Origin of the sequence: Sphingobacterium sp. R2 (assembly GCF_040760075.1) — a bacterium.
In the GTDB taxonomy this organism is placed as follows: domain Bacteria; phylum Bacteroidota; class Bacteroidia; order Sphingobacteriales; family Sphingobacteriaceae; genus Sphingobacterium.
Window position 1 is genome coordinate 510,082 of the sequence record NZ_CP142884.1, and the last position, 20,510, is coordinate 530,591.

Consider the following 20,510-nt stretch of genomic DNA (forward strand, 5'->3'; position numbering starts at 1 on the left):
GCAAAAGTAACAATTTTTTCCCTAATCCCTATCTTTGGATAATTTACGGAAAGCAAGTGGATTTTTAAGTAATTCAGCTTGTTCACGGCGACGTTTTACAATATGCAATGCAGAAAAAATTGCCTCTACAAAAGAGCTTTCAGACGCGAAATTTTTTCCGGCAATATCATATCCTGTCCCATGATCTGGGGAGGTGCGTACAATAGGTAAACCCGCTGTATAGTTTACACCGGCACCTTTGGCGATATGTTTAAAAGGAATCAACCCTTGGTCATGGTACATCGCCAATACCGCATCAAATTTCTCATATGCTCCTTTCGCGAAAAATCCATCGGCAGGATAAGGTCCGAAACAGAAAATCCCTAGTTCGTTGGCTTTTTCTACAGTAGGCCTGATGATCTGATCATCTTCGGTACCAATAATACCATGATCACCAGCATGTGGGTTAAGTCCTAAAACTGCTATTTTAGGCTTTTCCACCCAGAAATCTTTCTTCAGCGAATCATTCATCAGCGCAAGTTTTTTGAGAATGGCTTCTTCGGTAATTTGAGCAGCAACCTCATGCAATGGAATATGGCCCGTCACCACTCCAATACGCAGTTCATCACATACCATAAACATCAATACATCATCAGCTCCAACTTTCGCTTGTAGGTATTCGGTATGTCCTGGAAATTGGAATCCCTCCTGCTGAATATTATGTTTGTTGATAGGAGCAGTTACCAAAGCATCGATTTTACCGGCTTTTAAATCTTCAACGGCTTTCTCTAGAGACAGAAAAGCATATTTACCGCCAATTTCGTTTTCTTCACCCAACGAAATTTTGACATCTTCCTGCCAGCAATTGATCATATTTGCTCTTTTGGAATGCGCCTGCTCAGCATCATTAATGACGTTAAAACTAAAATCATTTACGCCGATTGCTTTACGGTGAAAAGAAGCAACCTTCGTATTTCCATAAACCACCGGCGTAAAGAAATCGCACATCCGCTGATCTACCAAAGATTTAATGATTACTTCAAGTCCAATGCCGTTAATATCGCCTACGGTAATTCCGATTTTTAATTTATCGCTCATTCTGTTTAAATGCTTTGATTCAAAAATAAGGATTTTTTTTTAGTATTGGGTATTGTCCTTTATCCTTGTTTTTTGCTTGTTGCTCTTTTTAACACTTAGCTTTTCACAGCTGACTTCTAATTTCTGACTTTTAATTTTTAATTTTCACTACTTTTGCAACATGAGTACAGTAAGAGCAAAAAAACATTTAGGACAGCATTTCTTGAACGACAAAAATGCTGCACAGAAGATTGTGGAAGCATTGGATCCTAAACTGGGTTTTAGCCAAGTGCTTGAAGTGGGGCCTGGGATGGGTGTACTTTCAGATTTTCTCCTGCAGAAAGAGGAATATGAAACCTATTTGATCGATGTGGATGAGGAATCTATTGCTTATTTGGACGACAAATATCCCCAATTGGGCAAAAGGTTAATCCATGGGGATTTCCTAAACCTTGATTTTTCAAAATACTTTGGGGAGAAAATGGCTGTCATTGGCAATTTCCCGTACAACATCTCCTCCCAGATTCTCTTTAAAATTTTGGATGAACGCCAACGTGTCGTTCAGATGACGGGTATGTTCCAGAAAGAAGTAGCCGAACGTTGTACAGCTAAAGCGGGCAGCAAGGAATATGGTATCTTAAGTGTCTTTTTACAGGCCTATTATAAAGTAGAATATCTTTTTACTGTAAAAGCAGGAGCTTTTAATCCACCGCCAAAAGTATTGTCGGGCGTTATCCGTATGACACGCAATGACCGAGAACAATTGAATTGTGATGAAAAACTATTTTGGCGTGTTGTCAAAGCGGGCTTCAATCAACGTCGTAAAACTCTTCGGAATTCACTCTCTGGCGTTGTCCCCAAAGATAAAATGTCCGATAATCCACTCTACGAACTACGAGCAGAACGACTGACAGTAGATGATTTTGTCGGCTTAACAAATGAAATAGAAAACAGTCTTTAATATGCATTCAACAGACAGCACATTTATTATCGTTGGTGGAGGTATCGCGGGATTGTGTGCTGCAATTGGTCTGACAAAGCTCGGCATTGACGCCCAGGTTTATGAAAGTGCAGACGAGTTAAAAGGTATCGGAGCAGGATTTGGTCTTGCAGCCAATGCCATGCAAGCCTTGGAGCATTTAGGGCTCAAAGACGAAATCGTTCCAATAGGACATTATCTTGCGTCCTACAATGTCTTGGATCAAAAGGGAAATATCTTGGTTGAACCAGATACGAAGTCAATCAGCCGAAAATATCAACAGGACAACTTCGCTATTCATCGGGCAGACCTGCATCAATTTCTATTATCCAAAATCTCAAACACACAGATCCACCTTGGCAAACGCGCCGTTTCGTTCGAACGAGAGGGGGAAGATCTTCAAGTTTATTTTGCAGATGGAAGCCATGTAAGGGGTCAAGCACTCTTAATTGCCGATGGGGTACACTCTCCCTTACGGCAGCAACTTATACCCGGTTCGGCACCACGATATTCTGGTTACACCTGCTGGCGGGCCACCATTGATAATAGCAGCATACAACTCACCAAAGGGACGGAAACCTGGGGTACTAAAGGACGTTTTGGTATGACACCACTTGTCAATAACCGCATTTATTGGTACGCTTGTATCAATACCACTGCACGGAACCCAATCTTAAAAAAGTGGTGCACAAAAGAACTTCTTGAAAATTTTAAGAGTTATCATGCACCTATTCCAACAATCCTATCTGAAACTAAGGATAGCGAACTGATTGCAAACGATATTATCGATATTGCACCGCTTGACCGTCTTGCATTTGACAACATACTCTTGCTCGGAGATGCTGGACATGCAACAACTCCTAACCTTGGCCAGGGAGCCTGTCAGGCTATTGAAGATGTGGCTGTACTGATGGACGAGCTTCAAACCGATGTGCCCATCGACGTAGCTTTCCAACGATTTGAAAAGAGAAGATTGGAGCGAGTAAATTACATTTGTAATACCTCATGGAGGATAGGCAAAATTGCACAATGGGAAAATCCACTCCTAATCGGAATACGAAATTTTATCATGAAGACTATGCCGAACCGTATGAAACAACAGCAGCTAAACAAATTACTTTCTGTGGATTTTATGCAGATCAACCGTAATCATGTCCCCCGGAACTAAACCATAGAAACACGACTTATTTATCGTTTCCACTAAAAAAATAATTGGATGAAAACTACTATTCTAATCGTCGACGACATTCATGAGATCATGCTAAAAAAATTCGATCAGGCAGGTATCCATTACGATTATCAGCCCAATATCAGCCGAGAAGAAGCCGAGAAAATTATTTCTAACTATTCGGGCATGGTCATCCGTTCTAAATTTCAGGTCGATAAAGCTTTTTTTGACCTGGCGCCAAACCTCCGCTTTATCGCTCGTGCCGGTGCAGGTATGGACAATATCGACGATACAATTGCTGCGCAGAGAGACGTGCTGTTAATTCCTGCAAATGAAGGCAATCGGGATGCTGTTGGTGAACATATGATCGGGATGTTGCTTAGTTTGATGAACAATCTGAATCGGGGTGACCAACAAATACGATCTGGCCAGTGGTTACGTGAAGCCAATCGTGGCTACGAACTTAAGGGACGTACTGTAGGGTTAATTGGCTATGGCCACAATGGCATGGCCATGGCAAAAAAACTATCCGGTTTTGATGTACAGGTGCTTGCCTATGATAAATACCGAATCGACTACGCGGATCAATATGCCGCCGCAGCCGACATGGAAAAAATCTGCAAAGAAGCCGATGTGATCAGTTTCCATATTCCCTTAACGGATGAAACAAAGGGGATGATCGATGTGGATTATCTGGCTAAATTTGAAAAACCTATTTTCTTTTTACTGGGGGCACGAGGTGGTATTGTACAAGTACCCGCAGTATTAAATGGTCTTGATTCAGGCTCCATTCTGGGAGCAGCATTTGATGTATTGCCTGTAGAAAAGTTTCCAAAACTGGCTGAACAGGCATGGTATGCGGATCTTATCCGCAGAGACAATGTGATCTTATCTCCACATGTTGCCGGATGGACATTCGAAAGTTATTATAAATTATCGGAAGTGGCTGCCGATAAGATTATTGCATTTGTGGCTTCTTGAGTTTTACACGGCCCCAATGGCCAAAATCTCTGGTGCAGCAGGCAGCTACAATACATGAAGTTTGAGTAATCTATTTTTGCTGTCCTAGTAAAAACTCATACTGCTGGACTAAAGATGACCGCTAGAACGACAATGAAAAACTGCAATACTAGACTACCGTCAAGTAAGTAAGCATAGTGATAATGGTCTTTTGTTTTGAATACCGCAAACTTTAGCAGGGCAAATATCAGCATGTTTGTTAGAAGTAGTCCAATTTTTATAAGCATGGTATAGGGTGCCAGCAGGACCAGAATACAATGCAGGCCCAGTAACAAATAGGTAAGATTTTTAGCTTTTTGTTCGCCCAGCATATTCGGCAAAGTCCGTAGGTGATAATAGGAATCCTGTTGGATATCCCGAATATCAAACGGCAATGTACAGATAACCAAAAATATGAACTTCAATCCGCAGAGCGCAATAAAAACCCACTGATCTATTTTGACACCGACGTTGGCCAGTTCCACATAAGGAAGCACCACGCTGCTGCAGACCCACACTAGGGCAATATGAAAAATTTTGGCACCAGGAATCTGTCGAAGTCCCACTTTACGATCTTGGAACTTAAATAGTGGCATCCCGTATAACAGGCTTAGAACTCCAATAAATCCCAAAAACAGGAAAGAGTACATGTGTATATGCCACAAGCAATACCACAGCACCAGCAATGCTATACCATTATTTAACCACATGACCCATTCATGGTTAAAGATCCAGCGTGTCCGGGGGAATTTTGATTGTTTTGGATTCTTTGGCTTGGACCACCATAGGCTAAAATTATACAGCAATAATGTGGCGGTCCCCTCCACTAAAACGATGTACCAATTGATAGACCTTTCAAATATAATGTAGGTCAGTGCACATTGCGCCATGGCCGCCATGGCGATCAGAAGATTTGTATAGATAATAATATAGAATAGCTTTCTCAGAAAAGGCATCTTAATAAATCTTGATGCAAGATAACAATCTCGAAAGATAAAAGTAGTTTAACATGATATTAAACATCATTTTTTTGATAAAATGGGCAAAAACCGCTAAATTGTACACCGAAATCGAAATACCAAAAACAATTTCGCAACGATAACAATATAAATTAAAATAATTCATAATAATCCTAATAACGATGAGCCTACAAATAAAATCATTTGAAGAATATCAAAGTGAATATAAGCGAAGTGTAGAACAACCTGAGGAGTTTTGGGCGAGCATTGCAGATCATTTTTTCTGGAAGAGAAAATGGAATAACGTGCTAAATTGGAACTTTGAAGAACCCAATGTCAAATGGTTTGAGGGTGCCAAACTAAATATTACAGAAAACTGTCTTGATCGCCATATATATGCGAATGGAGATAAACCGGCCATCATCTGGGAACCCAATGATCCGAATGAAGCACACCGCATTCTTTCCTATAAGCAATTATTGCAAAAGGTGGAGCAATTTGCCAACGTACTTAAAAATAATAACATCAAAAAAGGAGACCGTGTCTGTATTTACTTACCGATGGTTCCCGAATTGGTCATTGCTGTATTGGCTTGCGCCCGTATTGGTGCTATCCATTCTGTAGTATTTGGTGGTTTTTCAGCGCGTTCTATCGCAGATCGTATCGAAGATGCCGAATGCAAACTGATTGTCACATCAGATGGCAGTTACCGCGGAAGTAAAACTATTGGCCTTAAAAATATTGTAGATGACGCGTTGATGCAGTGTGATACGGTGGAGAAAGTTATTGTGTTAACGCGTACGCGCACCCCGGTATCGATGATTAAAGGCCGTGATGTATGGTGGGAAGATGAGATCAAGAAAGTAGAAACACAAGGAAATCCGGCGTGTCCAGCAGAAGAAATGGATGCTGAAGACACCCTGTTTATTCTCTATACATCAGGATCTACAGGAAAGCCGAAGGGGGTGGTGCACACGTGTGGTGGTTATATGGTATACACCGGTTATACCTTCATGAACACTTTCCAATACCAACCCAACGACGTCTTTTTCTGTACTGCAGATATTGGCTGGATTACAGGTCACAGTTATATCGTTTACGGCCCCTTATTACAAGGCGCTACCTCATTGATGTTTGAAGGTATACCAACCTTCCCGGATGCGAGCCGCTATTGGGATATTGTGGATAAATTTAACGTCAATATTATCTATACCTCACCGACTGCTCTACGTTCATTAATGGCTTTTGGTGACGAATTTGTAGACAAAAACAACCTTTCTTCGCTGCGTGTTTTAGGATCTGTAGGAGAGCCAATCAACGAAGAAGCCTGGAACTGGTTTAATGAGAAAGTAGGTAAAAATAATTGTCCTATTGTTGATACGTATTGGCAAACAGAGAACGGGGGCCACTTGATCACCTCATTGGCGGGCGTGACACCAGAGAAAGCAAGCTATGCGATGTTCCCAATGCCAGGTATTCAGCCTGCTTTGATGGACGAGAATGGAAAAGAAATCGAGGGCAATGATGTTACAGGAAACCTGTGTATCAAATTCCCTTGGCCGGGTATGCTACGTACGACGTGGGGAGATCACGACCGCTGTCGGCAAACCTACTTCTCGACCTATAAGGATATGTATTTTACCGGCGACGGATGTTTCCGTAGTCCGGAGGGCTATTACAAAATCACGGGTCGTGTAGATGATGTACTCAACGTTTCGGGTCACCGTATTGGCACAGCTGAAGTTGAAAATGCCATTAACATGCACGCTGACGTTGTCGAATCCGCAATCGTAGGCTATCCGCACGCTGTAAAAGGGCAAGGTATCTATGCCTATGTGATTGCCAATCACCACACAGATGCCGAAGCGACCAGACGCGATATCATGGAAACCGTTTCTCGTATTATCGGCCCGATTGCAAAACCAGACATTATTCAATTTGTCGATGATCTACCAAAAACTCGTTCAGGCAAAATCATGCGTCGAATTTTACGTAAGATAGCTGAAGGAGATACAAGCAATTTAGGAGATACTTCTACCCTACAGGATCCGAATGTAGTAGAAGGCATTATACAAGGTGCTGAAGGTCTGAAAAAATAATATATCGTATATGATATATGTAAAAATGGCTGTCCAAAAAAATCGGACAGCCATTTTCAGTTTGATTTATTAATGTAATTAAAGTTATTTATATATCTATAGAATGCCATTTCCCCTCTTTAAGATCACTGTTGCCCACCTGCTAATTTCACTAGCTAAATAGGCCTAATTTGATAGGTGCAATTGTATAGGGAGCGTATACTTCACATTAACGGCCTCTCCACGCTGTATACCGGGCTTCCATTTTCCTGCCCTTTTTATCACGCGAATTCCTTCTTCTCCCGTTCCGAAACCTAGGTCATTATCTACAACCAAATCCCTTACGTTACCATCTTTGCCTACCACAAACGCTATCCTTACTATGCCCGACACCCCATTATTAACAGCAGCTTTTGGGAAGACATAATTGCTCGCTATGAAGCCCATCAGTCTCGAAATTCCACCAGGGTAATCGGGAGGATTCATAAAGTTCGACGAATCATATTTAAAAACTTCGCCCGAAGCCTTTGTTTTAATGCCTGAAATTAATCGGTTATTTGTGTACGTTTCAACAAAGCTATCCTTTCCCGACTTTCCTTTCCACTCACCCTCGCGCAAATTATTTTTCATTTCTCCCTCTTCATAACCCCCGCTATAATCTAAACGGATAAAACCCGTTCCATTTTCCAGTGTTTTATTATTTAGCGAATCATAATACACAACGTAAATGGGATCTCCTATTTTCAGTTTTCCCTTTTTAACTGAATTGCTCGGATAAAAAACAATTTTTTCCAATTTATTACCTGGATAAAAGTAAAAAGCAGAATCTACAAGCGCGCTATCGTCGCTATAGTCCTCGATACTTCGTATCGTTCCCTGTTCATAAAATTCATACTTTCGCCCGCGAAATTTAAACGGGTAAAGAGCACTCGTACTGATCCCACTGAGTTTAATGGAGTCGTTACGCGTATAAAATTCTTCGACACGGTAAACTTTATCCTTCCCGGAGGCGTCGACATGAACTATCCGCGTGTAATAGGCCGAATCCAAATGCTTTGTTTCGGTATCATTTCTCTTGTGATAGCTGGTAAAAGAAACCTGAGCATAAAGGTTTGATAAGCACAAATTAAATGATAAAAAGCATACTAACGACGCCCAAAAACTTAAATAACCCTTCATAAATACTGGTTTGTATAGCAGCAATAATAGGAAATATCAAAGACAATTAAAACAATAATCGGTTAAATAATTTTTATATTCATTGTGTGTTATACGATAGATTAGTAATTTCAGTTATCCACACAATGTTAATAACATTATTGAAAACCCATTTTACCCGTAGAACGAACAACATAATCTTATAACTAAACGCCACCCTCATAGAAGCACTAGAGCAATTGTGCTCCCATAAAGAAATCCTATTTTCTTTTACACATTATAAAATCAACGATAGGAGCTCAACAGAATAGATATACTACTTCTGATAAAAGGCTTATGAATAATTTTGGCACTTTTCAAGCGCTTAATACAACAAAAAAAGCCACATCATCCCGACGTGGCCAAAATAAACATATGAATTTAATTAAACAGTTTCTATTTATACGAATTCACAGAGCTTGCAACCTTCCAGATTCCTGATTCATTGACCAATGTCACTACGTCTGTTTTGACGAAATTGTCAAACTTCATGGTGATACGTGCTACCATATAGTTTTCAGATTCCTCCAGAACTTCAGTATGCGTACTGCAGTTCAATTTTTCACCTTTTTGTTTTTTCAGAAAGGAAATTACTTCCGAACGGCTGTTGGTACGAACTGATTTTCCTTGAATTTTCTGATTAAACTCCTGAGCGAATAACTTTTCTATGCCCTGAGAAGCACCTTCCGTCATTACGGACACATAACTATCGATGGCCAGATCAGCTGTGGAAAGGTTCAATGCTTTTCCAGGATCGGTAACTGCCACTGCGAAAGTTGATATTGTAATCAATGCTGCTGCTGCGAATGTCTTTACTAAAGTTTTCATAATATTGTACTTTATAGTGTTAGTTTTTTGCTTCTTTTCTTATTGTCGTAAGGATCTTGATTATGTTGCATCATTTCCTTTAAGATTCTGATTCAAAAGTAAGACAACGCAGCGTTCCATTTTATTACATTTAGATCAACGGAATAAAAAAGTCGGTAAATGGAGGTAAAGGAGCGGTAAATGCATACCGGCTAGGATTGAAAAAATTGAAGATATATGAGTGTAAATCCCGCTAGCATTGGGCTGCCCGCAAAATTGATGCATCCAATACTGATTTATTTCCTTGAATTGGGATCTTGCCTATAAAAGATATCAATCTCCCATTCATCATTGCTTACTTCTTCAAATTCTCATTCTTTAAAATTGAAAGAAAAGGTATGATTGTATGCTTGGAACCACAGTGGATGAGTTTGCGATTTTCGATGCGAACGCTGAAAGCGTTTTCCACATCGTTATTAACATTATGTGGAAAACTGAAGTTTTACTTCATTTGCAAGCTCCCCTATTAAAAGATACGCGAGAATATTACGTACAACTTATTGGCAAATGAATTAAGTCAAGACATTGATGAAACAATTGCGTCCATGTAATTTTTCCCAACCATCTATTTTATTCGAATAAAGGTACCGTTAACATAATCAAGTTTCTGCGTGCAGTAGTTTGAAAAATGATAATATTGCCTTCGCCCCTATTAGCTAGCTCCTAGGCTATTGATGTTTTTCTATTGCTGCTAGACTTATCCGAGGCTGCATAAAGTTATCCATCATCTTCTGGAACCGTGAATGTTTTTATAATATTATCAATGCGACATTATCAACTGCATAAAACAAGCAGTGGTTTACATGTCGATGGGTATTTCTTTGACAAAAATGTATTTACATCAGCTTTTGCCTCTTTTAGTTCAGCAATAGGATCCGTATACTTAGTTATAGATAGTCTTGATTTCCCTTTCTTCTAAAAAATGATTAGCATCCTCTTTTGAAATCACCACAATAGCATTGATAAAAAATCTGATTCAACCGCTCCAATTCAAAAAAAAAACAACTATCTTTAATAGAGTTTAATTTCAAAACGCAAAATAATAATCAAAATTATGAAGGCATATCTAAACAAAAAATCTCCATTAGTATTTGTATCGAATATTGTTACAGCGTTATTTTTAATCAATCAGATGCCTCAAAATATCCTAATACAACACGATAGTACTCTTCTAAAAATTATATCGGTAATATTAGTTGATCTCTGTGCTGTTTCAATTCTTATCTATTCTTTATATAGACTTATCTTTGATCGGATAAAATTCTAGAAATGAAAACAATTCATAAAAAATAGAATACTTAAATCGATTATTAAATGACAAAATGAACGCAATTTTCTTAAAGATCTATCAATTCTTCACCACAGCAACTATCTTCGGAATATCTTTAGGCGGATGGCTCAAAATAATAATTTCCTTCATTCTATTGGCTATAGGAATAAAGGATAGGCACCATTTAACCATTTGGATTGCACTCCTATTTATTGTGGCACAATTGAATATCGGCATTTTCTCTAAAAGAAGCTCAAAAATTAGAAACGAGAAATAGTTAACTTTTATTCCAAACAACGAGCTCTCGCAGAACTTTAATTGGGAACAAATTAGGGTGTAGATAGGTCCTTTTCAGAAACGGATTTATATCTACTTTTCCTTTCTGACAGCCCTTAATAAAAATTTGGTCAGGAGAGCAAAAATTTTCATCATTTGTTTTGATTAAATAGTCTGCTTTCCTATGTTTTTAAGGATTCAAGATCCTGCTATAACAACAGATATACTTAAAACTTCGAAATTATTTAACTTTTTTAGTTTTAATTTCCACAAATGTGAGTACCAGCGCCCCGATTATCAAATACAGAACTGTTGCAACTATTCTACCGACGGTAAATTCTGTCACTTCATCTCGAAAGTAAACGTCTATAAATTGTTGACTTAGTATAATTACTAACATGATCTGGCAATAGATAAAAAATAACTTTCGGTGTGTTTTCATAAAGATCTATAAGTGGTAACTATTATTCATGTCTACTAAAGCAATAAACTATCCAAAACTAATATTAAAATTAATATCCTCTATTAATAAGACTGCCTATATCCTTTAACTATCACAACTGAAATAACAGATTCATTACATCTATAAAAGATTTACGAAAAACTTCACCTGAAGCAACGAGCAACCAATTAGTATTGACGAAACTTTATAGAGAAAACGTACCATTTACCTTCAATAACATGGATTTTGGGAGCAATTTGCTTTAATTTATCAATAAATTCGGCAGCATTTTCAGGATCGATGAATACATCATCAGCCAAATTATAATGCAGTATTATACCTTTCCTATAGGGTCTCAAAATTGTAGGTCGCATTCTGCCAAACCAATCCACCTTTTCTGTCTCTAATTTACGTACCGACATGATATCCACAGATTTTATACCCCAAATACTCTTTATGAAAAGTTTATTATCTTCAATCCAATAACGTTTATAGAAGAAAGTGAAATACCAAGTTAATGCAAATACGAGAAACATGGGTAACGTGCCCGTATAGAGCCCCTTCTCAATTCCTTCATAAGATATCACTACGATGAATATGATCATGGCAATACCCCAAATATAACTACCAAAGTTTATGTGTGTTTTAAAGACATCTTTCATAACGAATGATTTTTTAATAGATCAATTATTTTTATTCCAAACAGCGAGCTCTCGTCGAATTTTAAGCGGAAATAAACTATATACTTCACGATATTGTTCGAAATCTTCTTTCGTATTAACCTGAATATGATAGATATGAGGAATGACCTCGCTGTCTATATTATCTTTTAAAAAATTTAATTCTTCACGTAACAGAGCTGTTTTAACATTTGGCAACCAATCTTTTGCTAGAAGCACGTTCAATCGCTCTGAATCCTCGAATAATTTAAGATCATTGCAATGAATTGCTATTTGCCGAAAACTGTCTTTCTGTTGTCGATTTTTTGCCTTATAATAATCCAATAAAGTTAAGTATTCATTATAGAGTTTATTGTTTTCTCCATCGGATACGACCGCCATTTTAATTGATTCGCCTCCATTCTTAGCTAACAACAGTTCTTGTAGTTGCTCTTGGTGATAGACGCTATCAAGTAACAGTTTATAATTATTGGACTCTTTTGAATCCAACCAAAATGTAGTTGACATATAATATTTTGGTGTGCCGAGCTTGGGCTGACGAGCAAATCTTTCCATCTCTTGAGGCCTTACAATATCCCTATCCCATGAAAGGATAATTTGATAGATACCTTTTTCCAAATTCTTTACTCTTAACGCAAAATTCAGAGATCTTATCGTATCACACAACACTTTTCGCCCTGTTTTGACTTGAAAAAGATCCACATAAATAGGGGGCGAAACATTAAATTCACCGCTTAAGTTCCATGGACCAGAAGTTTCGCAACGAGTAAACATGAGAAAAAAAGATAATAACAAGCTGTATTTCATCAAAATTTGAATTCTTATAATCAGTATTGTCTCTATAAGCATTAGAAACAATACTGATTTTCCGATATTAATACATAATTAATTACTTAGTTTCACTAATTTTCCATAGAAAAACGAATTCGGATTATTTGTTTTTATCAATCCTCCCACTCCTCTTACTTTGGGATCTGAACTCGCGACATAATCCAGCTTAAATTCAGCATTTTTGAAATAGCTCTTAATATCACTATGTATCCATCCTAAGTCATTTTGAACTTCGTTGGATAGTTTAATTATATTATCAGTCATTACATAATCGTAGCCGACGTCAACGCGGTAATTATAACCATTAAAAAAAAACCACACTTCTAATTTAGCTTTTTGCGAACTAACGAGTCGGAAGGTCATGGAAACCATTTTCACACCCCATCCGTTGTAGGTATTGATTTGCTTTGCCCATATATCATTAAAAGCCGAATTTATGCCACCAGGCAAAGTTGCTCCATCAATTTGAATAGAATTGTAGGTGTCGCGATAACCAAAAAACGCCGTAATTGGCAATACAGGTACAGCGTTCGACTTAATTTCATAGGGTTTATTGGACGAATCTAATAACATAAACTTGCCATCTTGCATCTTTGCCTTTACAATCGTCAAATCGCCCAACACTACAGGCTCAGCAAAATTTAGTCCACCTAGATCAAAATTGTATTTACCAATCTTGGAAACAATTTCCTTACCTGAAATATATGTAAAAGAGGCTGTCCTACTCTCATCACTAAACGATACCGAAATCTTACTTTCTAGTGAGGGAATTTGTATATATAAGTTGGGATTAGCATCTGTATAATTTAGCAGTTGACTTCTGCTTTTACCAAAGCCATTACTCAGATACTGTTGACTCTCACTGGCGGTTGCTTTCACCAAGATCATTGATTTCTGAAATTTACGTCCCTCAAAAAATAACGTATCTCCATGAGTTTTAATATAATTAAACTCGATATCACTTCCCATCCCCTTTCCTGGCTGCCCATTGTAGGTAGCTGGGTTCGGATCTTCAAGCATAGTTAAATAGGTGTAGGTATCAAAAGAAAGTGTAGAAGTCATGATTTGACGTATCCGGTACGTCGACTCTTTCTCTTTTGAAGCCGTCTCTTCATCTAGATCAGCAACCATTTTCACGCGGTCATTTTTACCAAACTGCATATAAAAACCATAGGCTCCGGCATACTCGGTTACTAATGATCCCTTCCAACCATAAGGAGATTCGACAAGCATCTTTCTGACATAAGAAAGTGTGTCTGCAATACGGGAGTCAGGATCCTTTTCAAATTCCAAAGCAACTTCTTTCGGCTTATTACAACTTACTGTCAGTAAAACCAAAAATATAACATAAAATATCTTTTTCATACGGTAATTTTCTAGGTTAATTGGCCAAATAAGTAAGAATTCAATCTCGTATACCTATTCATACTCAAAGTATATTCAGTATAGAAATCAGTACAAAAAGGATCATATTTACCTGATGAAATCAATACAGAAGTATAATCCGTGCTATGATATTCTTCAACCATGACCCTTTGAAATTCATTTTGCAATTGCGTGACGTCAATGTTAAAATACTTTATCATATAATCTCTTACAATAGACTCCTTTTCCTTGAATTTCTTATAAGCTGTTTCACCCGATTGTGATGCATAATCATCATAAAACTTTTGTCCTCGAACGACCAGATGTGAAAGTGTTTCAGCAAAGTCCTCACCAATCGACTTACGCGCATACGGACTGATAAATCCCAAAGATCTAGCTTTTGCCTCGGTATTTTCAGCCGCAGTCCAATCTGCATAATAATCTCCTACACAGACTAAACCAAATTCGCCTGGTATAAACCGATTTTGATTTAATATGTGTGTAAATTCATGGTGTATTACCTGTAGATTTCCAATCACAGAACTGGCATCGTTATCATTCAGTCCATTGAGACCGTACAATGTAATTCTTCTTCCCCCATCTGCCGTACCTCCTTTCACAGAGCCATCAGGATCATAATCACCAGATCCAAAAAGTGCAAATTGCTTCGGCGTATAGAGTTTAATAAATTTAGAGCCGCCAATTTTACCATATACCTCTAAAAATCCCTTGAGTACGATTTTCATTTGCGGGATTACTTTCGATTCATCGGCCGGTGCTATATTTTTATTAATATCATGCATATTCCGCTGATATCTATAAATAACTTCGATGTTAAATGGATCTGTCAGATTCGCGCTGATCCAATTGTCGATAGTACCAGGAACGAAAGTATCGTAATTTTGTAAGGTATAATTTAATTTATCTTCTTTCGAACAGGAAAAAATTAATCCAATTAGACCAATCCCTGTAAATAGTTTAAAAATGATCTTCATGACTTATCTTGGGTTTAGTTCAACACCTGCTAATTTAGCTTCCTGAGGGATTTGGAATACCCTTCTAGGATCATCGGGTTTTAATTCAATAAATGTTTCTCGTTCATCGCTTCCTATGACATTGTGCTTGACCGTTATCCCTTTACGAATAATGTCAAGCCACCGTAGTCCCATGGACATAAATCCAACATGTTTAAATTGCAATACTGTTTTAACAAGAGCTTCTTTGTCATCAGTGACGTCGAAAAATTGCTTTGATTTAGCCACTGTAACAGCATAATCAGTTGAATTGTAGTTGTCGATCCTATTGCGTGCAAATAAATTGAGATCAGCTAGTGCCCCGTTTACATTGCCTAATTCGGCATAAGCTTCAGCTCGATTTAATAAAGCCTCATCTGACATTAGTACCGGAACCATTAACATAGGGAACCCTGTATTGGCGGTAGGGTTCGTTACATACCAAAATTCCTTCCATATATAGGTTGTGTAATGTGGAGAGCCATAACTTACACCAAAATTGTAGAGCTTCGCTCCTGCAGCAGTCATGCTATTATAAATATTTTGTACGACACTAATTCCCATAGCATAGCGATTGTCCCACCAGCGCTGATAACCGCTATACGTTTCTGTAATCAACAAATTATAGGGTTGTGTAGCCTTGGTAATCTCTGTACGGGCAGCCTCAAAGCCTAATGATTTTAAAGTTGAGTTATAAGGAACAAGCTTGCCTACATAATTACCTCCAAAAATCTTATTTGCGTTATCCACCACTTTTTGCCATTCGCCTGTGAACAGATAAAAACGAGAAGCAAAAGCATGCGCGGCTTCGGGCGTAAAATGGTACTTCGGAACATCCCACAAACCATTCCCTTGATCCAATAAGGCCAATCCCTCTTCTAAATCTTTACGGATATTGTCATATGTAGACTTAACTGTACCTCGATCATATTGCTTTATTAAAACCGTTTCTGGATCTTTCACATACGGTATTCCTGGAGAATCATTCGATGCATTCGATTTGAAGTCATATACTTTAGCAAAGTAAATCGCCAACATAAAATGACAATAAGCCCTGGCCACAAGTGCTTCTCCTTTATAGGCCAGAACCTCGTCACCAAAATTATTTTTTTCTATAGCTGCTAGGGCATGATTTGCTGCAGCTATTGCTTCATAACAGGAATTCCAGTACGCTGTAGGAGAGTCCGTATCATCACCTATGATATCTTTCCATTCATAAAGAGCAGGTACCGGTTGATAAATACCTCCAACACCTTTGTCCTCCACATTGTCAGAGTAGGTCTCAGCCATGGCCAATGAATTTCTTCCAGGATAGGCTGATGCCACTAATCTTTTAACTTTATCTACCGTATTGATCTGAGCACGCATATCCGGCTCTTGATCCAGATATTTACTACATCCGCTAAATAGAAAAACAGACGTTAGCAATATATATTTAATCGTATTTAATTTCATAATATAATTATTTAGAATCCTAACTTCACCGATAATGTAATTTGCTTAGGCACTGGAAGAGCGACACCTCCATTGCTGTAAAACTCTGGATCCACGCCATTCAATTTCCTATCAGCATGTAATAGCCATAAATTATTGCCCACTAGATTAAATTGAGCAGTCCTGAATTTTATACGTGACACCAATTCCTTGGGTACGTTGTAGCCTATAGAAAGTTGAGACAAACGGATATAATCACCTTTAGCCACTCGTTCAGATGAATAGTTATAAGCATTATACGTGTAATTAGCAGCATTCCTTTCGCCTAAAAAGTTCTTAACATCGAATTCGGCGGACAAAGGATCAAGTGTCGACGGGATTACGGTTAAATATTCATCCCCATGAAAAATAAAGCGATTTACGAGATCTTTCGATACATTGTACATATCCAAGTAAGACGATGAATAACTAGGTTGTAATCTGACCTTATTACCAAAAGCAAATTTCAGTAAAAAAGAAAAACTGAAATTTTTATATTCCACTCGGTTATAATAACCACCGGCTATGGTCGGATCTACTGGTCCTTCATATTTCAAGAAATCTGTTTCATTATCTTGAAGCCAAAAATAGGTCGTTCCGGGCGTACCGTCAGTACCAATGAACATCGGATAACCGCTTCTCGCATTAAGCTTATCGAAATCAATGGAGTATAATCCGCGATGCGGATTTCCAAGTTTAGCTCCCCCCTCCGCGGACACCAAATCCCAAATATTTCTGGTAACATTCAGCTTAGTAATTTCGGTTCTATTGTACCCAAATGTAAATTGCGTTCTCCATGTAAAGCCTTGCGGATCTTTAAATGGATAACCTCCAATTTGAATATCCACACCGTGGCTTTTCATATCCGCGTAATTACCATATTTCTCAAATTGACCTCCTATTCCTGAGGTTCGGATAGGACCAATCAGATCAAAAATATTCCTTTTGTAATAATCAACATTCAGATCTATTCGGTTCTTTAAGAAACTCAAATCGGTACCAACATTGAGCTCATACATTTTTTCCCAAGTCAGCTCCGAATTTTCTAAACCGCTAATATTTATCTTCCCCTCTTTTTCTGACTCGTACGGCCGATAAGCCACTGCATTGTAAAACACTGCAGATGAATTTGAAGCATTCCCCATATTGGCGACTAGGCCATATGTACCGCGCAAACGTACATGAGAAAGAATATTACTATTCTTATTAAAAAAATTCTCTTGATCAATATCCCAGGCTCCCGATATATTCCAGGTTGGCAACCACCGTGCGACGCTTGTGTGTCCCATTTTATTGGAGCCATCATATCGTGTGGTAAAGTTCAAAGAGTATTTATCTTTATAATTATAAGCTCCACGGACTGCATAAGCTAACTTTCGATCGTAATTGTAGGCCATTCCGAAGGGTACATTTCCACTTTCAATAGCATACTTATAATACCGATAAGTAGGCATAACAAGATTTCCATTATCATATTCGATGCCTGGGCCATTAAAATCATGGTTTTGCTTATCGGCATACTGCAATTCATAGGTTCCAAATAAATTTAAACTATGATCATTCCATTTTTGATTATATTCTAAATTATGTCGCATGTAATAGCTAATCATATTATTGTTAGCGACATTAAAGAATCCTCCATTAGGCAATAGAACATATTTATCTGTATTCGGAAAATCCGGATCGGCATATAAAAAGCGATTTCCTGCATTAACGGTTTGATCGCCATTTGCCCGATACGCTTTCGACAAATTTGCATTTTCTGTTATCGTATGCTGTCTTTCTGAATTATAATAACGGTACATTCCATTTGCAGAATAGGTTAAGGAAGGTAGAATTTTGTAAGTTATCCCTCCTTGCACCTTGATATCCATCAATTTAAGTTTGATATAGTTATTATCAATTTCATTTAAGATATTAAAAGGGGCATAATCTCGATTGAAATATTCCAAGTTTCCGTTTTCATCATAAGGAGTGATGATACGGCTAGTATTAAGAGAATAAGAGTATGGATTAATATCAAAATCACGCGAGTAAGTCCCGAAAACAGCATCTGAAACTCTATTTAAAGTACCTGGTGTACGCTGATCGCGGATATTACTTTGAAAAATGAATTCCGTACTTAGTTTATCACTAATTTTATAATTGTTTCTAATATTGCCCGTAAACCGTTTCGCGCTATTACCTATTGTAAAACCGGAATCGTTCATAAAACTCGTAGAAGCATACGTTTGGCTCTTGGTAGTCCCGGTAGACATACTTAAAGAATGATCATGAACCAGAGACTGTTTAAATAATAAATCAAACCAGTCGGTATTGACATTCGTATAACGCTGTAAAAAATTATAGCGTGAAGGAGCATCATTTCTCAGATCAAAAGAATCCGTAGCTGGATTATACTGATACATGAGATTATACATCTTATTAAAGACTCCGCCTGTAGGAGAACGGGAGACTTGCGAATGATTCAAGTAACCTTTATTTTCCATATCAATAATTAATTGCATCTGTTGCGCAGAATTCATGATATCGAACTGGCTATAATTGGGTTTTATATAGGTTGTAAAGTTGCCTGAATAATTAAAGTTAACAACTCCCTCAGTATTACGTCCTTTCTTCGTATTTACCACGACTACACCGTTCATTGCTGCTGCACCATACATCGCTGTTGCAGCGGCATCTTTCAAGACCGTGATCGACTCAATATCATCGGGATTCAAGCCCGCTACAGAGGACCCCAGTAAGGTATTTGCATCACCAGTGGATAATGCTTCGTTGGAGATATTGACAGCCTCATCCAAAATAACTCCGTCGATCACCCATAAAGGTTTATTATCTCCCGTTAAGGAAGTTGCCCCACGAACCCGGATTTTCGGAGCCGCACCAAATGTACCAGAGACGTTTTGCACAGAGACACCTGCCGCTTGCCCTTCCAGCATCCTAGAAATATCTGGAACACCGGCACGCTCAGCTTCCTTAGCGTCGATTTTGGATGATGCTCCAGTGAATAATTTACGGTCCAAATTTTGGTAACCTGTAGCCACAACATTAACCTCCTTTAACTTAAGGTCATCAGCCGTAAGCACCACATTCACGCTTGACTTGCCATCCACGGGAATTTCTTTGGTGCCAAACCCAACGTACCGTACTACCAAAACAGCCGATGAAGAAGCATTAATTTTAAAATGTCCTATATCATTAGTCTGTGTTGAAATAGAAGTGCCTTTTACGGTTACTGTAGCTCCACTCAATCCTTTGCCATCTTGACTTTTAACAGTGCCAGAAACAGATTCCTGCATGTCCAGTGGTACCTTCATACTGACATTCTTTGAATTACTATTGACCGAGATTGTATTAGCAATAATTTTGTATTCAATATTATTGCTCTTCAATACAGCGTTAAGTGCCTCTTCGACAGTTGCATTCTCGACATCGACTGAAATTCGGGCTTTAGAATTCAGATTTTCACTGTATAGTACACGCAGATGAGACTGCTTGGAGATTGCAGATAATGCCTCTTCAATGCGTGCATTTCGCATGTTTAAGGTGACTTTCTGGGCAGTGCCTTTAGCATGTACACCGGTAACAAATGCGAATAGAAGACATGTACTAATTTTCATAATACGCAGGGGTTTACAAAAGCGTGGATCTTGAGGGATCAAGAACCACCTTTTGCTAAATGGTAAGTTATTCATACATTTACACTTTGTGGTTAATTGGGGTTTAATTGTTCACTTTTTAATTTAGGACCTGATAATCACATTTTCTGAACAGGGATGCGCCAACATTCCTGTTCTCTTTTCTAAGGTCTTTTGGGTAGGTATTAATTTGTCATAAGCAATCGGTTTGGGTTTAGT

14 protein-coding genes are annotated in these 20,510 nt (G+C 38.2%); 4 read left to right on the forward strand and 10 right to left on the reverse strand.

What is annotated here, in order from left to right:
- Positions 1-21: 21 nt before the first annotated feature.
- Positions 22-1,077 (reverse strand): 4-hydroxythreonine-4-phosphate dehydrogenase PdxA, encoded by a 1,056-nt coding sequence (gene pdxA, locus VXM68_RS02315; RefSeq protein WP_293956849.1) that lies wholly within the window; start codon positions 1,075-1,077, stop codon positions 22-24.
- A gap of 160 nt (positions 1,078-1,237) precedes the next feature.
- On the opposite strand from pdxA, the gene rsmA reads away from it, so the two are divergent.
- The 3 genes from rsmA to VXM68_RS02330 are packed head-to-tail and all read left to right on the forward strand — an operon-like array spanning position 1,238 to position 4,184.
- Positions 1,238-2,017 (forward strand): 16S rRNA (adenine(1518)-N(6)/adenine(1519)-N(6))-dimethyltransferase RsmA, encoded by a 780-nt coding sequence (rsmA, locus tag VXM68_RS02320; RefSeq protein WP_367210318.1) that lies wholly within the window; start codon positions 1,238-1,240, stop codon positions 2,015-2,017.
- 1 nt (position 2,018) lies between these two features.
- Complete coding sequence (locus VXM68_RS02325; protein ID WP_367210319.1) at positions 2,019-3,203, forward strand: FAD-dependent monooxygenase; 1,185 nt, start codon at positions 2,019-2,021, stop codon at positions 3,201-3,203.
- Between the two features lie 48 nt (positions 3,204-3,251).
- Positions 3,252-4,184, forward strand: a complete 933-nt coding sequence (locus VXM68_RS02330) for an NAD(P)-dependent oxidoreductase (protein ID WP_367210320.1) — start codon at positions 3,252-3,254, stop codon at positions 4,182-4,184.
- A 95-nt stretch (positions 4,185-4,279) separates the two neighbouring features.
- Here VXM68_RS02330 and VXM68_RS02335 read toward each other — a convergent pair whose 3' ends face one another.
- On the reverse strand, positions 4,280-5,158 hold the full coding sequence (locus VXM68_RS02335) for a hypothetical protein (protein WP_367210322.1): 879 nt from the start codon (positions 5,156-5,158) through the stop codon (positions 4,280-4,282).
- A gap of 185 nt (positions 5,159-5,343) precedes the next feature.
- Between VXM68_RS02335 and acs the strand changes: the two genes are divergently transcribed.
- On the forward strand, positions 5,344-7,260 hold the full coding sequence (gene acs / locus VXM68_RS02340) for an acetate--CoA ligase (RefSeq protein ID WP_367210323.1): 1,917 nt from the start codon (positions 5,344-5,346) through the stop codon (positions 7,258-7,260).
- A 165-nt stretch (positions 7,261-7,425) separates the two neighbouring features.
- Here the strand turns inward: acs and VXM68_RS02345 are convergent, their stop codons facing one another.
- The 8 genes from VXM68_RS02345 to VXM68_RS02380 all read right to left on the reverse strand — a co-directional run bounded on the left by VXM68_RS02345 (position 7,426) and on the right by VXM68_RS02380 (position 20,273).
- On the reverse strand, positions 7,426-8,418 hold the full coding sequence (locus tag VXM68_RS02345; RefSeq protein ID WP_367210324.1) for an energy transducer TonB: 993 nt from the start codon (positions 8,416-8,418) through the stop codon (positions 7,426-7,428).
- Positions 8,419-8,832: 414 nt separating this feature from the next.
- Positions 8,833-9,264 (reverse strand): nuclear transport factor 2 family protein, encoded by a 432-nt coding sequence (locus VXM68_RS02350; protein WP_367210325.1) that lies wholly within the window; start codon positions 9,262-9,264, stop codon positions 8,833-8,835.
- A 2,215-nt stretch (positions 9,265-11,479) separates the two neighbouring features.
- Positions 11,480-11,953 (reverse strand): PH domain-containing protein, encoded by a 474-nt coding sequence (locus VXM68_RS02355; RefSeq protein WP_367210326.1) that lies wholly within the window; start codon positions 11,951-11,953, stop codon positions 11,480-11,482.
- Between the two features lie 21 nt (positions 11,954-11,974).
- Positions 11,975-12,781 (reverse strand): hypothetical protein, encoded by an 807-nt coding sequence (locus VXM68_RS02360; RefSeq protein WP_367210327.1) that lies wholly within the window; start codon positions 12,779-12,781, stop codon positions 11,975-11,977.
- 75 nt (positions 12,782-12,856) lie between these two features.
- Positions 12,857-14,167: a DUF4302 domain-containing protein gene (locus VXM68_RS02365; RefSeq protein WP_367210328.1), complete on the reverse strand. Its 1,311-nt coding sequence runs from the start codon at positions 14,165-14,167 to the stop codon at positions 12,857-12,859.
- An 11-nt stretch (positions 14,168-14,178) separates the two neighbouring features.
- Positions 14,179-15,162: a substrate import-associated zinc metallohydrolase lipoprotein gene (locus VXM68_RS02370; RefSeq protein WP_307184844.1), complete on the reverse strand. Its 984-nt coding sequence runs from the start codon at positions 15,160-15,162 to the stop codon at positions 14,179-14,181.
- Positions 15,163-15,165: 3 nt separating this feature from the next.
- Positions 15,166-16,635, reverse strand: coding sequence for a RagB/SusD family nutrient uptake outer membrane protein (locus tag VXM68_RS02375; RefSeq protein WP_307184843.1), 1,470 nt, complete (start codon positions 16,633-16,635; stop codon positions 15,166-15,168).
- An 11-nt stretch (positions 16,636-16,646) separates the two neighbouring features.
- Positions 16,647-20,273, reverse strand: coding sequence for a SusC/RagA family TonB-linked outer membrane protein (locus tag VXM68_RS02380; protein ID WP_367210329.1), 3,627 nt, complete (start codon positions 20,271-20,273; stop codon positions 16,647-16,649).
- Between the last annotated feature and the right edge of the window lie 237 nt (positions 20,274-20,510).